Annotated in this window: 13 protein-coding genes; 2 read left to right on the top strand and 11 right to left on the bottom strand. The window is 39.7% G+C overall.

Annotated elements, in window-relative coordinates:
* Positions 1–69 precede the first annotated feature (69 nt).
* Complete coding sequence (locus ACFQV5_RS13120) at positions 70–960, top strand: DMT family transporter (RefSeq protein WP_379247451.1); 891 nt, start codon at positions 70–72, stop codon at positions 958–960.
* 53 nt (positions 961–1013) lie between these two features.
* On the opposite strand, the gene ACFQV5_RS13115 is transcribed toward ACFQV5_RS13120, so the two are convergent.
* A complete protein-coding gene (locus ACFQV5_RS13115) occupies positions 1014–1523 on the bottom strand; it encodes an AraC family transcriptional regulator (RefSeq protein ID WP_379247449.1) in 510 nt (169 codons plus the stop codon).
* 147 nt (positions 1524–1670) lie between these two features.
* The gene (locus ACFQV5_RS13110; RefSeq protein ID WP_379247447.1) at positions 1671–2858 is read right to left on the bottom strand and encodes an alanyl-tRNA editing protein; all 1188 of its coding nucleotides are present in this window, start codon (positions 2856–2858) and stop codon (positions 1671–1673) included.
* A gap of 477 nt (positions 2859–3335) precedes the next feature.
* On the opposite strand from ACFQV5_RS13110, the gene ACFQV5_RS13105 reads away from it, so the two are divergent.
* On the top strand, positions 3336–3887 hold the full coding sequence (locus tag ACFQV5_RS13105; protein WP_379247445.1) for an NADPH-dependent FMN reductase: 552 nt from the start codon (positions 3336–3338) through the stop codon (positions 3885–3887).
* Between the two features lie 153 nt (positions 3888–4040).
* Here the strand turns inward: ACFQV5_RS13105 and ACFQV5_RS13100 are convergent, their stop codons facing one another.
* From ACFQV5_RS13100 to ACFQV5_RS13060, 9 genes are all read right to left on the bottom strand, one after another.
* Positions 4041–4400: a DUF4181 domain-containing protein gene (locus ACFQV5_RS13100; protein ID WP_379247443.1), complete on the bottom strand. Its 360-nt coding sequence runs from the start codon at positions 4398–4400 to the stop codon at positions 4041–4043.
* Between the two features lie 391 nt (positions 4401–4791).
* Complete coding sequence (locus ACFQV5_RS13095; protein ID WP_379247441.1) at positions 4792–6276, bottom strand: metallophosphoesterase; 1485 nt, start codon at positions 6274–6276, stop codon at positions 4792–4794.
* Between the two features lie 366 nt (positions 6277–6642).
* Positions 6643–6969, bottom strand: a complete 327-nt coding sequence (locus ACFQV5_RS13090) for an NUDIX hydrolase (protein ID WP_379247439.1) — start codon at positions 6967–6969, stop codon at positions 6643–6645.
* Between the two features lie 45 nt (positions 6970–7014).
* Positions 7015–8160 carry a DUF2264 domain-containing protein gene (locus ACFQV5_RS13085; protein WP_379247437.1) on the bottom strand — a complete coding sequence of 382 codons (1146 nt, stop codon included), beginning with the start codon at positions 8158–8160 and terminating at the stop codon, positions 7015–7017.
* A gap of 267 nt (positions 8161–8427) precedes the next feature.
* Entirely contained in the window at positions 8428–10026 is a 1599-nt protein-coding gene (locus ACFQV5_RS13080; RefSeq protein ID WP_379247435.1) for a hydantoinase/oxoprolinase N-terminal domain-containing protein, read from the bottom strand.
* Complete coding sequence (locus ACFQV5_RS13075; protein ID WP_379247588.1) at positions 10026–11141, bottom strand: S-methyl thiohydantoin desulfurase family protein; 1116 nt, start codon at positions 11139–11141, stop codon at positions 10026–10028. The genes ACFQV5_RS13080 and ACFQV5_RS13075 overlap by 1 nt, the downstream gene beginning before the upstream one ends.
* A 7-nt stretch (positions 11142–11148) precedes the next feature.
* Entirely contained in the window at positions 11149–12474 is a 1326-nt protein-coding gene (locus ACFQV5_RS13070) for a cytosine permease (protein ID WP_379247433.1), read from the bottom strand.
* Between the two features lie 27 nt (positions 12475–12501).
* Positions 12502–13095, bottom strand: a complete 594-nt coding sequence (locus ACFQV5_RS13065) for a TetR/AcrR family transcriptional regulator (protein WP_379247431.1) — start codon at positions 13093–13095, stop codon at positions 12502–12504.
* A gap of 912 nt (positions 13096–14007) precedes the next feature.
* Positions 14008–14838, bottom strand: a complete 831-nt coding sequence (locus ACFQV5_RS13060; RefSeq protein WP_379247429.1) for a hypothetical protein — start codon at positions 14836–14838, stop codon at positions 14008–14010.
* Positions 14839–14901: the final 63 nt, after the last annotated feature.

Genomic DNA, 14901 nt, shown 5'->3' with positions numbered 1-14901 from the left:
TTCGTTTTACTTGTATATTGTACGTGAGTATACTGTTCTAGTTCAATCATTATAGGGAGGAAATACATATTGAAACCGTTGAAGGCTGACCTACTCATATTTTTAGTCACCATTGGTTGGGGATCGTCTTATCTCTTCATGAAAATGGGACTTGGTTCGCTTGGAGAGTTTAATTTGATTGCCTTACGTTTTGGACTGGCCTTTATCGTTGCAGGCGCATTATTTCACCGCCGTTTAAGGAAGGTTAATCTAACGACACTACGTTATGCCATGTTATTAGGATTGCTGTTATTCTTAACCTTCACAGCAATTACCTTTGGTCTTAAGACAACGACAACATCAAATGCTGGCTTTTTGGTGAGCTTAACTGTTGTGTTTGTTCCACTTATCAGTAGCTTCATATTTAAGAAAAAGATAGAGAACAAGCTCATCATTAGTGTTATCCTAGCAATGTCTGGGATAGCATTTCTAACTATACAGCTTCCTTTTACATTTACGATCGGTGATCTGTTATGTATGGCAGCCGCATTCTTCTATGCCATTCACATCATCGTATTAGGTTCTGCTGCACAGAAGGTGGATACGTTAAACCTGGGTATATTGCAATTGGGATTTGCAGGTTTCTATGGATTGATCTTTTCTAGTATCTTTGAAACCCCTGTATTCCCAAGCACACGTGAAGGATGGATTGCAATTCTCGCTTTGAGCATGGTGTGTAGCGCCTTAGGATTTATATTACAAGCCATTGCACAAAAATACACAACTCCTACACGAACAGGACTTATTTTTTCATTAGAGCCAGTATTCGCAGCTTTGTTCGGCTTCTGGTTTGCACAGGAACTAATGGATACGAAACAATTTATTGGTGCAGCCTTGGTACTGCTAAGTGTTGTCGTTTCAACGGTTAATATTAGTCATCTAAAACGTTCGATCCATAGAAGACCTATCAGTTTTGAGTAAATAATAAAACCCCTGACCTTAACAAAAGGTACAGGGGTTCATTTACATATGTATCACTTAATATAGACACCATAGTCCAGAATAACATTACCTTTTTCATCTGGAGAAGTAAAACGGGTATTGTCATACCGTTCGAAAAACCATGGCTTATCTTGTAATTGCCAGCCCTCTTGATTAATCTTCTCCATACACATCTCATGAGGTTCTATTCCAAAAATTTCTCCATTGTCATCTCGGCCATAAATCCAACAAACAGCTACATCTCCGTCCTCAATATCGGCGTAGCTATAACCTTCTGGTACTTCTGTCTGCTCAGGGAATAACATGCCGATCCAGTACTCAAATGTATCCTCATTGAATCTCATCATGCCGTATGTTGCACCATAAGATTCAGGCAATGCACCAAGTTTCACGAGTTCTTCGAACCATCCATTCTTAATCCATTCATCCCATTTGTCCGCAAAACTCCCTACCGCATTACGATCTTTATCAGTATATAACTTACCTATCAAACGCAACTTCGGAAGATACTCTCGATACACCTTAATCACTTCAGCAGCCATCCTACCACTCCCCCCCTGAAAATTCCATAATTTCAATTTATGAATTCTCTTAGGTTCGTAGAAAATCCTTCTACATTTGATCTTAATTTCTTATTTAGTAATCACAATATTATGATCAGCATCCCAGTTAATCATATATTCGAGTGATTACATTTGGTCTTTTATCTGCTGTGATGCAAATTCATAAAACGCTTGAGCATCTTCCCATGTTGGGAAGCCTGCCTGCGCTAGAATATTGCTGCCTCCACCTTTACCATTGAAGTTACCGAGATGTTCTTTGAAGAATGCTCCGCAAGATTGTCCTGAGTTATTATTCTGAGCAAGGACAACTTTATTCTCGGCAGCAGTGGCTAATAGTACGAATGCGTCACTTTGTGAAGTGATTTTACTTGCCAAGTTCTGTAGATCTTTTAGTGTTTTGTCTTCAAAAATATGAGCAATTAAATTCCCTTCCTGGCCATCTAACATTTGCGCTGCAACATATTCATCATTTTGTTCTTTAAGAATGGCTAGCTCAGCTTGAAGCTGTTTCTGTTCTAACTCCCATTTCTCAATCCGATCCATGATCTCATGTTTGCCCGTTTTAAATTTTGCAGATAAGGCTCCTAAGATACGCTGACTATCATTGAACTCTTCTAAAGCTCGATATCCAGCTTTAAAATAAATACGAGTGTTTCCCTTATGTTTCTCTGCCTTTAGAAGTTTGATCATTCCGATTTCGCCCGTTGAAGAGACGTGCGTTCCTCCACAAGCATTGTATTCCACATCTTCGATCTCTACGATGCGGATATCTTTTGTCACTTTGGGCTGTTTGACAAGATTCAGTGATTTAACTTCTTCTTCATTAACCCAATAGCTTAGAATACGATGATTCTGATAAATTCGGCGGTTAACTTCGCGCTCTATTGATTCAAGTTGGCTCGTGCTCAGTTCAGAAGCTTCCACATCAATCGTGCAATAATCAGTTCCTAGATGAAAGCTCAAGGTCATGGCTTTGTATAAATCCAGACAAACTGCCGAGAGCAAATGCTGTCCACTATGCTGCTGCATATGGTCAAATCTTTGATTCCAATCCACTTTACATGTTACTGTTCCCTCTTGGGGTATAGACTTTAGAGATGCAACCTTATGTAGAACTTGATCATCTTCATTGAGAACATCGATAACCGATATCCCTTGGATCGAACCTGTATCACAAGGCTGCCCTCCCCCATGTGGATAGAAAGCCGTTTCTTCCAAAATGACATAATAACCATCTTCTTTCTCAATGGTCTCTAAAATGTTTGTTTCCCACTCCGTCAAATACGCATTTTCATAGTATAGTTTTTTAGTCACATTGATATTCCTCTCTAATTTTGTACATTAAGTTCAATATATAGTTGTTTAAATGTACAGTCAAAATATAATGAACAACAAATCACTATTTGAATCTTAATCACTTGTTTTATTTGTGGGTCTGTGGAATTTCTTTTTATACAAGATAAGTAGGTAAGTGTGAACGATTGTTGTTTATGTGCGAAGAGACAAGAGAGTGATTATGAATTATTGTATTCTATTGTTAATTTTTCATATGTTGTAGTTTTCACTATATTAAATATACTCCTTATTTTATATCCCCGCGGTTTGTGCTATTTCGTTTACGCCATACATAAAATTAACAGTTGTTATCTGTAGTAAATTGAAATAATCCATAAAAATAACACTTACTTTTATATAGACTCTTGACTTAATACACTCCGTGAGTTATTATCTTAATATCGAGATAAACGATATAAAAACACATTCCAATAATGAATTGAGGAGGAAGAAAAAATGTCTAAATTGAACATTGGTATTATTTTGGGAAGCACACGTCAAGGTCGTTTAAGTCCACAGGTTGGTGAATGGGTAAAGAGCATCGCTGATCAACGTGGAGATGCTAATTATGAAATCGTAGATATCGCTGATTACAAGCTGCCACTTTTGGGTGAAGCTGATGCTACTGAGCAAGCAACTGCATGGAACACTAAGCTTGCAAGCCTTGATGGTTTCGTATTCGTTGTACAAGAGTACAACCACAGTATTACTGCATCCTTGAAAAATGCGATCGACTACGCTCGTGAGGCATGGAACAATAAAGCTGCTGGTATCGTGAGTTATGGTTCTGTAGGTGGCGCTCGTGCTGCTGAGCATTTGCGTGGAATCTTGGGTGAAGTTTCTGTAGCGGATGTTCGTGTACACCCAGCACTTTCGCTATTCACTGATTTTGAAGATGCTTTCTCACCCAATGCTAAATTCAATCCGGCTGAATTGCACCTCGTAAACTTGAACGGTATGCTTGATCAAGTTATTGCATGGAGCGGTGCACTGAAAGTTCTTCGTTAATTGACAATTAAACTAACATATTGAAAAGAGAGACTCGATGAGTCTCTCTTTTTTTGTGCTAATGATCATAGATCATTGAATAAACTAGTTTTCTTCTGTGAATGTTATCATCAATAAAAGTACACAAAAAACCGCATAATTAGTGCGATTTTGTTACATTAAAACGTAAACTACTGTACCAACTAAAGATATACCCATCATCAATAATGACATCACATGTTTTTTTGAGCTTCGGATATATTTCCATTCAAAGATAGATCGAACACCGAATATTAAAATAAGTAATACACCATTACAAATATAACGATAGGATTCTTGGACAAAAAAAGCTAACGAAATTACCACAATAGCCCCAATCACCATGAACCACCTGTATGGGATACAACCGTCCGTATGTGATATCTTTTCATCATTTTTCGTGATCGTTTTATCCAAAACAAATTGAATCACAGCTAGAATAAATAATACAAAAGCAAAGCTCAAAAATATCACCTTCTTTTTCCATTTGCTCAACTATACAATACAGCTGAAAATTATTCATCCATCGAGAAATGTCTAAAACCCGGTGTTTTGTGAATATGAGAGATCATATTCAACACAAATCTCTCCCCGTCCTCTTCATGCCTAACTGTGTTTGTCCGTTATTTTATATAAAGCTTCTAAACATCTTAATTATTCGCCATCAATGAAATCGAATCAGGAATCCTGTTTTTGTCACCCAACAACTCACCTTGATAGTTTCTCATTGACACAAAATATATGTCGGCTCCCTTTCGTAAGTTCCTTATTAAATTAAATTTAAGGCAGCTAATCAATCTGACCGGATGCCTTATTGTCTTTATTAAACTAACGTTCCCCGTTAGCGTAATGAACCTTGCTGAATTAAGAGTGGAAGACGGAAGATTCAATCATCCACCAATTCTAATAATACGACTGGTCGAGGCGATAACGGCGTTTTATGCATCAACATCTCTACCTCATCTGTACTCAATGACAAGTCGTTTACAGCCGGTACATACAAATCAACATTACAAAATCTAATAGGGTTCTTTTTGTCGCTCCGCACAGTATTAATCGACTCCATCTTAATTCCATAATGGTTTATTGTTAATAGCATTAACCAAAATCTTAATATATCGTAATCATCCAACGGGCGCATGTCTTTTATAAGGAGGGGCATTCCATTAAAAACATAACCAGTTATTACAGCAGCAGTGATAAAAGCTCTTACATCAGACATATCCCTGCGTTCTATGATTGCAATTGAGTGTTGGATGGCATTTATAACTTCTTGGGGTAAGGGTCCTGACAAAACATAACCGATATATGTATCTCTTAAATACCCCTTAGTTACCTTTTTTACTATTTCAAGATAAGTTTCTGGTGAATTTGCAAGAGTGGTGAAATTATGTTTGTTTGCAGCACATCGTTTGTAACCCCTTTGTTTTACGGTTAAAATTAATGCCACTTCTTCTGTGACGTTTTCTACAACAATAGGAGAATGAAAATTTGATATGGAATCAAAGTTGCTCACAGAACTAGTGTTATCTTGGTAACCGGACTTTTCGATTTTACCAAAAGAATCGGACGTGTACTGCATCACCCATTGTCGTTCCAAGTCTTTCGCATCTTTATTCTCATATCCGCGTTGTGAGGAAATATTGTTAAATTGCTGACCACTTCTATGCGTATGACCAAATATCCGCCAACTATTATCACCTTTAAGTGCGGTTGTTGAACTCCACCAACAATCTTTATCTTCTTTCGTGAAATTAACCATAGGGTAATGGGTAACTATTAATACCTTTTCCTCTTTTTTTAGCACATCGTTGGCAAAAGACACCCATTCATTGTGCAAATCTATAATGTTTCTAGGGTTGAAATCCTTAACTTGCACAGCATCAATAAGACACATAAACTGATTCAGTTCGACTTGTCGTCTCCCCCTCCGAAAACTCGTCCAACCAGTATCTCCAATAATGCAAATATCGTTAAAATAATATTTGCGACCAGTAACAAGAAATCTGAAATATTGATTCTTTTTTGTTGCATCAGAAAAAAGATTGATAATATCCCGATGACTCATTGAACCATTGTTCCAATAATCGTGATTTCCAAGAACAAAGAAACCTACTATTTGATTTCTCTCAAGCTCTTTCACGAACGAAAGTGTCTTTTTATAGCTATTGAAAAAATCTCCCGCCAAGCATAATATGCTATCAGAGTAACGCTCTTTTACAAATGTAATAAAATCATCCTTCATTCGCAAAGCTGCTTTCGGCTTAAATTTTCTTTTCGTAAAATCAAAATGCAAATCAGATATGAATACAATAGGATTCTCGGTTGATTTGATAGGGATATTGTTACTTTGGATTATTAGGCTGGTCATTGGAATTATCACTCCTAATATTCTCTTGGTATAACATTCTATTTTATTATGAGACACGTTGGTTAGACAGTAAATAATGATTTGTTTAACTAACCTGCCATTAGTTGAATAAAGACAGCCAATCATGTTGAGATCAGCTGCCTTCTTGTTTTTATTGAGCTATCGTTTTCCGTTAGTCCGATGAAGTATTATCGATAAAACCACTATTTATATGTAAATTCCTTGAGCTTGATAAGCTATATCTTTCATTGCGTTTTCTTGAAGTAATGATATGAATTCATTTGGCGCCTCCAATTCTGAAAAATTCATTTCATTTAGAGGATTTTGATTAAATCAGAATATTGTGCAGATTCAAATTGGTATAAATCAGTATAATTTTCCCCTAAAACATAATTGCCCACCAACGGGCTTACAGACAAAGTCCAGCATCACTTTCGTTGGAACATCGGTTATACCGTCATGCCATTTATGAACTCCTGTATTCGAGAAGACCCCAAATAAATGCGAGACTAGCACGTCTATTCCGCTTTCCTCTTCTATCTCTCTAATCAAAGCTTCGATTAAGTTTTCACCTACTTCTACTTGTCCCCCTGGGCACACCCAACCGCCATGTCGAGTTTTCACTAAAAGGACTTGCCCTTGTTCATTTTCCACAATACCGCTAACAGCAACAATATGAGTTGGCCATGTCACGAACATTCCTCCAAATCTATATGGGTTGTTTCGAATTTATATGTGTTAATGATATAACGCATGATCAGCCGGGATATTATCCCCTGACAATAAAATTTGAGATGTCCATTTCTCATTCGGAGCAGACCAAAATTCATCAGATGGTGAAAGACCTAAGGAAAGGAATACAGTAGCACATAGATACAAGCTACCTGTATTAATATATTCTTCTGCCAGATTGGGTTGATAACCGTAGACTCCCGGACGAAGCCAACCCGCATCGTCAAAATTACCAGGAACCATCAAAGTTCGTTTAATAACAGAAGTAAGGGCACAACGCACCTGTGCAGGGCGGATCTGTTCGTCTAAAAAATGCTGTAAAGCAGCTTGTGATAGATGCTGAAAGGCGCCAAAACGATATGTAATGGATCGACCAACCAAAGGATACGTTCCTTCAGGTGAAATCATACGTTCGAGAATCGACGCGTATCGCTTCGCCCGCTCCTGTATAACAGGCTTCCATGTTGTATAGATAGGTGAATCTTGTTCAAAGAGTTTAATAAGATCAACCAACATGGGCTGGATGACAAAGCTGTTATAGTAATCCGATCTGAAATCGGGTCCATCGCCATACATGCCATCTCCGCAATACCATTCCATAAACATGCGTATCGCGTAATTAACACGCACTTTATCGTAATCTTGATCTCCAAGGACATGAATACCCGCTTCCACCATCGCACTGAATAAAAGCCAATTATTCGCTCCAGGAATCATACGGCGAGTTTTTTTGAAAGCAACGATCAGATTGTTCTTCACACGACTATTCAGCTTATTGGTTATATTATGTGGGGCTCGAACAAGAGCATGAGCAAGAAAGGCCGCATCCACCAACGGTTGACCTAGAGAATCAAAATCCATATAGTCGGGAGAATCTGGATCGGTAGCTGCATCCAATGATTTAAGCATTAATTCAATGTACTTCAGTCTTAATTGCTCCTCTTCACCTTCTAGCCCACGCAACTCAAACCAAGGAGCCATGCCACAAGCCAAACGGCCAAAAGCTTCAAGATGTGCAAATCTACTTCGCTCACTATGAAAATCAGTCGGCAGTTTTTCCTTAAGCGTTCTTTCGGCCAATGAGGATAACACTGGATCACCAATTTTAATCATCATATCCACCCAATATTTACGCTGCTCTAAACCGTTCATGTAAGTACCCCTTCCACACTGACTTCCATTTAACCTCTCATGAGATTGACATTCTTAATATGGTAAATAACTTTATTCCTGATATGCACGCCTAATACCTTCCTTATTACAAAACATTAGGATGTTATATTTAAGAGACTATGGCTGAAATTGATCTCATTTTTTGTCGAAGCATAAAAAAACAGACGTCTTCCTCGAAGAGTCACCCTCTTCTTAAAAACGTCTGTTCTTTGCTCTATTTTTACTGGTAATACGCAGTTTGTCTATCTATTCAAGTCTGCCCGCTGCCTTTACCTTCACGAGTAAAGCGTTACCTGGGAGATACGCAATTGGAATGTCTTCAGTGAAGACAATCTGCACAGTCTCTGGATCAGCACCCGCAAGCACTGCCTGTTCGATAGCATGACGACGAGCCTCTATCATGACGTTATCGTAAGTCATGTCATCCAGTGAATAGATCCGTTCGGTTTCTCCACTCACTTCCCCAAGGGCTGCACCGATCGCATTAGCCGCATCATAGAAATCTGGCCGAACAATACGGGATACACCTGACAGCTGATCTGGAACGAGGATACTACCACCCCCAACCAAAATGACATCCACAGGATCAGCACTTGTCTTCATTCGATCGATGGCATCTTCAAGGTCTCGAGCTATCAACGTCTCAGCAACACGGCATACCTCTTCATCAATATCTTGAATAAGAGCATCCTTCCATTCAACTCTGCCGAGCTTTACTACGACATCTGTTGCCGTCAACGTATCACCACCAAAAATCCGTCCACGCTTAAGAAGTTCGTATCCTACACTATCTGGACCAACAGTTACTCCTGACTTGGCATCTGTTTCTTCCCCCGAACGAACAATAGTTCCTCCGCCGATTCCAATGGATAAAATATCTGGCATACGGAAGTTTGTCCGCACTCCGCCCAGCTCTACAGCTGTCGAAGATTGACGAGGGAACCCTTGCGTCAGCACACCGATATCTGTGGTGGTACCTCCAATATCAACGACTAACGCATCATGAAGTCCAGACAGATGAGCAGCGCCTCGAATGGAGTTGGTTGGTCCGCAGGCAATTGTCAGAATTGGATAACGAAGCGCATAATCACTTCGCATTAAAGTCCCATCATTTTGGCAGATATAAACACTGGCTTGAATCCCAAAACGATTCAAAGCCGCTTCGAATCCCTTTACAACCCCGGAAATAACGCCAAGTAAAGCACCGTTTAACAGCGAAGCATTTTCCCGTTCCAACAATCCGATGCTGCCGATCTCGTGTGACAGCGTAACAGGCATATCTAGCCCAAGCACTTGTTGAGCAATCTCAGCCGCACGTTTCTCTTGTGAGGTATTTACAGGTGAGAACACCCCACATACTGCGACTGCATCAACCTGCCCTCTCATCTGCTCACATATTCCCTGAATCTCTGATTCATCCATTTCCACAATCGTGCGGCCATCATATTCATAGCCGCCCTTTGCCACATAAGCATGCGTTCCAACAGCTGCCTTCAGTGTATGATCCCACCCAGCAAGTGGTGGAATCGCTGTCGTAGCCGGGGCACCGAGACGGATCAGTCCGACTTTACCCAGATGCTTTCTTTCGACAATGGCATTGGTACAATGCGTCGTTCCAAGCATCGCATATTTGATCTGCGCCGGATTCACACCGCTCTCAGTTAACAAGCATCTAATTGCTTCAACGATCCCATCGTTTACATCACGGGTTGTTTGCACTTTTACCGTGTGAATAGTGTTTAGTTTCGAATCCAGTAACGCTGAATCGGTATTCGTACCACCAACGTCAATGCCGATGCGGTAGACTTCATGTTCATCGATCCGTGCATTTTTTAGGTTCGTCATTACAGATCCGCTCCTTTTTTCGTAGATGTTAACTCTTCGATAGGAATATAAGGAACGTCATAACCAAAATACTTTGGACCCACGGTATTAAGGCCTTGCGGAGTGCGCCACTTTGGATCACATGGAAAGCCGACTGCAGTTACACGGGCACCGTATTTCAGATTTTCAGTCGTAATCGGCATCCCGGTATCCTGATCTAATAGGGAGATAAGGTCTGGTGTTACGGCTAGTGAAGCTCCTTCTTCAGTTGCAAGTAAAAACTCATTTTGGAAAAACAGCTTCATCGTGCGGCCTTTATGCTCACCTGTTCCTTCAAACGATGCTTCTCCACGTGTAAATCCACCTTCCATCCGGCGACGAATATCAGAAGCTTTACCATGAAATAATGCATAGCCATTTAACTGCTTAAGCAAGGACTCAATAGGATGCTGCTTTCTCTCCTTAGATTCAAACAAAGTTTTGCCAATTTCATACGCAAGCGACAACGTATGCGGAATAGCACTTTGCTTAATCTGTGCTCCTGTTGCCGGGTAATCACATATTGAAGCCGAACCACCCATCTGTATCGTAATGGCTCTTGCGATTCGCTCCTCCCACACCCCATCAACCGCATGTAAAAGAACTCCGTTACCGCGCTCATCTGCCATCGTAATCGGATTGGGATCCATCCCATCCAAGTAAAAAGTCACCATCTGGGATTCAGGGAATGCTCGTCCCATAGCGTCCGCATCAAGCACAGGGATCCCTCGTTCAGCTGCAGCTATAACTGGAATGAGAGAATTCCCACCACCGACTTCGATGGGCATCAAAGCTGTAATTTCACGGCCGAGTTCTTTTTCAATTAGTTCCAAAGGTTTCGTCATTTGTGTTAAGGCCGGAATTTTCTCATTCATAACAGTAGGGGCACCAATCATAGACAAAGGCACGATCAAATCCTCATCGTTCAGATCCTTAGGACTTACAACACGAACGGGGCCATGCTTTTGGATTGCCTCGATCGCCATTAATTTACCGATATGAGGATCGCCGCCCCCACCCGTCCCTAGCACAGCGGCGCCGATAGCGATATATTCTACTGCTTTTTCATCCAATAAGGTTAATACACTTTTGTTCATCATGTTGTCATCCTTTCGAGCTAACTACTTTAGCTACCAGCCACTGCACTATAAAAGCAAAAATGAATCCATCCAGCGCAGGAACCTGCGTTAACTGGAATAAACCTAGTCCATCTGGTGCCGAAGTCGTCATATAAGCGAAAAAGCTTGATACAGCCCAGACGATAAGTGAGCGAACGACCCAGTTTTTGTTATGATCTAATCCATCAAACGTAAATTTCGATTTATTTATAAGTAAGTATTCCGCTGTATAAATACCACCGACCGGTGAGATCAACATCGTGATAAATGTAAGGAACGTAAGAAAACGATCATAAATACCGAATACAGCAAGAAGCGTTGCTAGCAGCCCTGCTACGATCGTAATAACGTACTTGGGTATGCGTGAAAATACAACAGAGAATCCGAGTGATGCGGAGTACAAATTATTCGTATTCGTTGTCCACTGGGCCAGTGTCAGCACAATGATTGCCGGAAGCCCAAGACCGATAGTCAGGAATATCCCTGTTAAATCGCTTGAATCCATCACTCGGGACAGGAATATGGCGATAACCGTCATAAAACTGTTCCCTACAAAAAATCCGACAAATGCAGCATATATAGCATGTTTAGGTGTACGCGCCCAGCGTGCAATATCAGGCGACAGTACGGTACCTAGCATGAAAATGCCAATAACGAGAGAAATAGCTGTACCCATAGGAAGCGGAGTAACACTAATGGGCTCCCAAATAGCTGAAGTTCCTTTTATACTAAAAGCTACAAACAAAGCGATCAAAATAAAAATAACTAAAAGTGGGACAGACCATACACTCAGTTTTTCAATGGAACGGTAACCCCATATTGCTGTTGACATCATAAGGGCACCACCGATGAAAGACAAAATTCCGAGGGACAAGTTTATTCCCCATAAATCTTGCAAAGCAGTCTGCATATTGGAGGCAAAAAAGCCTGTCTGTACCCCAAACCAACCAAGCGACGAGATGCCAAGTGCAACCGATACGATACGAGCACCGTTATTACCGAACAAAAAGCGGCTGATCATGGCTGTGGAAAGACCTGTTTTCGCTCCTACGTATGCACATAGAGCACCGATGAGTCCTAATATTAGTGAACCGATAAAAGTCGCTGTCAATGAACTTGATAAATTCATTCCTGCTCCGAGTTCCGCACCTAAAAACATAGCCGATAAATCTATCCCGATTGCAATCCATACAAAAGCCATGGACAACCAATGCTTACGTAAATGCTGAGGAACTGGCTGCCGTTCAAAATCTTCAATCTTACCGCTCTTTCTTCGATTACTATGTTCTACCTCACTATTGACCACGCTCATCTATGACTCCCCCTGTTGAATTTACTCCTATAGAGATGTTCCAGAATGGGCGCCCTTCCAGAACAGTTCGAAGGCATTTTCTAATTTGCGTTCAAACACTTTTTTAGAGTTGTAATAAAAAAACTGCATGCTCAAACCATCCATCAAGTTCAAGAAAGCATCCACAAGCGGTTGTACAGGCTGATCCGGTAATAAACCTTCTTCCATCGCTTGTATCATAAACTGTTCAATCGTCTTAGATAACAGCTGGTCTGACTCTGAAAAAGCCTCCTCTATTCCATCTTTAAGAAAATCCGGAGGAAATAAGAGGGTACGCACAACAAATAGATTGGACTCCCTGCTTTTTATGTAGTACTCGTACTGTCGTAGCAGCACACCATGAAGCCTTACCTTCGCATTTACGGACTCACCGTTGCCCGACAAATCCTGAATAAATGAATTATAGGCAAGCATTGCTTCCTTGAAGGCTGTAATAAACAATTCTTCTTTATTCTTATAAAAAGCATATATAGCTGGTGTCTTTACCCCAACCGCTTTGGCTATTTCAGACAGTGCCGTACCATCATATCCTTTCTGTCCGAAGAGCAGCATTGCTGCTTCCTTCAACTTGTTTCTGGTCATAAATCTTCACATCCTATTATTTAATTAACGTTAATTAAGTGAATTATACGACTGGTTGCATAAAAATTCAATCATTATGTTAGATATTTTTTCCTAATTGCTTTCCTTAGAAAAATCTAATAACAAAAAAGACGACTTTCAACTCATATTTCGAATTGAAAGTCGTCTTTACTAAAGAATCGGGTTAAGCTACTTGCTGTATACATCCATTTTGAAATTGAATGCTCAGTAGCAATATTTATTTAAACAGCCATAGAGCATTAACGTTTGCGGGCTCCCACCCAATCAAGGATGGTTGAGTCTAGCTACATAATTAACCTTGTAAGTAACATTTGTTGCTCATGACTAAGCACCGGACCCCACATTCTTTGCCATATTCCTAACTACCCTAGGGGACAAGTTGCTATTCGTAATAGTTGTGTACGTGATACGACATTAACTTATGCTAAAAAATTGTTGGCTTCAACTCGTGAGATCCCCTGATGAATCGTTTCTGAATATATTGGTGTAAAAATAAATAATCTCTCAATATCATTGAACCATTGCCGATATTCTATGCCAAAAAAAGCGACTACATATATCATTTTCCTGGAATAATCCTCTTTTACAATCATCTTCATGAATACGTAACAAATCAGAATTAATATGTAGGACAATTTTGTCCTTCATATAAACTATGTTGCGACTCATCCCATGCCTTGATTTTCATTTTATGAGAACAGGCACTTTATGGAGCTTATACACTAAAAATCAAACCAACTTGTCTGTATGACACAGGCTTTCACTCTATCTTGTATTTATATAAAAATATCCATTCAGCAAAATTCTAAATGTCTGACGCGCAAGCAAACTCTGCATTTATTATTAATCATATCGCTAATTACTTGTGCTTCTTATATGTAACAAACTCCTTTAATCTCTCTTGTCTAAATAATATTTTGAAAGTATAATTATGGATTCGTTTTGCAAAAGCTTACGCTGTTTCTCGCTCGTCCGTAAAAAGAAACGAGATAAAAAGTATTTATAAAACACAAATACTGAAACTCCACAGATTAGGTAATAAGCACATTTAGCAAAAGTGACACTCAACTGAAAAACATCCGTCAAAACACCTAGAAAAATTAGTATACAAACATACCAGCTTAACAACTTAAACACTCCCGTAAACGAGCGGTGCAAGATGATTTTTGCCAACATTAGTTGCAAATTTAATCGATCAGAAGAATTGGGGCTTAGAATGTTTGCCCATCGATAATAGACAATCCATTTATTATTGTAATTCACAGCATCCCAGTTAACTTTCATTTGAGAATGCAACTCTTTATCAATTAATGCAGTTAACGCTTTATTTTCCATATACACATCATTAAGTTCTAAATCGTTATAATGATCTGATGAAACTGCATCTGTAGAGTTTAGGTCTAAACCTTTCACCATAGCTTTTGTATTCTTCTCATGATCACTCTTGCTATCAAATCTATGCTTTTCGGAGAAAACAACCCCAGATATATAACAAACTATAAATACCAATACAAGAACAAGACCTTCTCGAGAAGCAATAGCCTGAACGAAAGGATGCGATGTGTCCGACAACAACATTTTTGTTGGAAACAGAGTAGAGAGAAAATGAATGGCTTCAATAGGAAGGAACAAGACAGTTGTAAGCCAAAGTAAGAGCCAAAAGGAAAAACCCGGTATGAATATCCCAATAAAATCATAGATGTAATCCATTACTTTTTCCACAATGCATAATCTCTCCTTATATTCTATTCCGCAGATCGATCCAAGCTTCCCTCATCCCCAACT

The sequence above is a fragment of the Paenibacillus sp. GCM10028914 genome (assembly GCF_042666275.1).
Classification (GTDB): Bacteria; Bacillota; Bacilli; order Paenibacillales; family Paenibacillaceae; genus Paenibacillus_AQ.
This window is presented reverse-complemented; position numbering and strand designations above follow the sequence as displayed.

Bases quoted from the DNA above. Each gene is read 5' to 3' on its own strand.
- ACFQV5_RS13105 (WP_379247445.1), top strand. From the start codon at position 3,336: ATGTCTAAATTGAACATTGGTATTATTTTGGGAAGCACACGTCAAGGT.
- ACFQV5_RS13065 (WP_379247431.1), bottom strand. From the start codon at position 13,095: ATGACCAGAAACAAGTTGAAGGAAGCAGCAATGCTGCTCTTCGGACAG.
- ACFQV5_RS13085 (WP_379247437.1), bottom strand. From the start codon at position 8,160: ATGAACGGTTTAGAGCAGCGTAAATATTGGGTGGATATGATGATTAAA.
- ACFQV5_RS13080 (WP_379247435.1), bottom strand. From the start codon at position 10,026: ATGACGAACCTAAAAAATGCACGGATCGATGAACATGAAGTCTACCGC.
- ACFQV5_RS13115 (WP_379247449.1), bottom strand. From the start codon at position 1,523: ATGGCTGCTGAAGTGATTAAGGTGTATCGAGAGTATCTTCCGAAGTTG.
- ACFQV5_RS13070 (WP_379247433.1), bottom strand. From the start codon at position 12,474: ATGAGCGTGGTCAATAGTGAGGTAGAACATAGTAATCGAAGAAAGAGC.
- ACFQV5_RS13095 (WP_379247441.1), bottom strand. From the start codon at position 6,276: ATGACCAGCCTAATAATCCAAAGTAACAATATCCCTATCAAATCAACC.
- ACFQV5_RS13075 (WP_379247588.1), bottom strand. From the start codon at position 11,141: ATGAACAAAAGTGTATTAACCTTATTGGATGAAAAAGCAGTAGAATAT.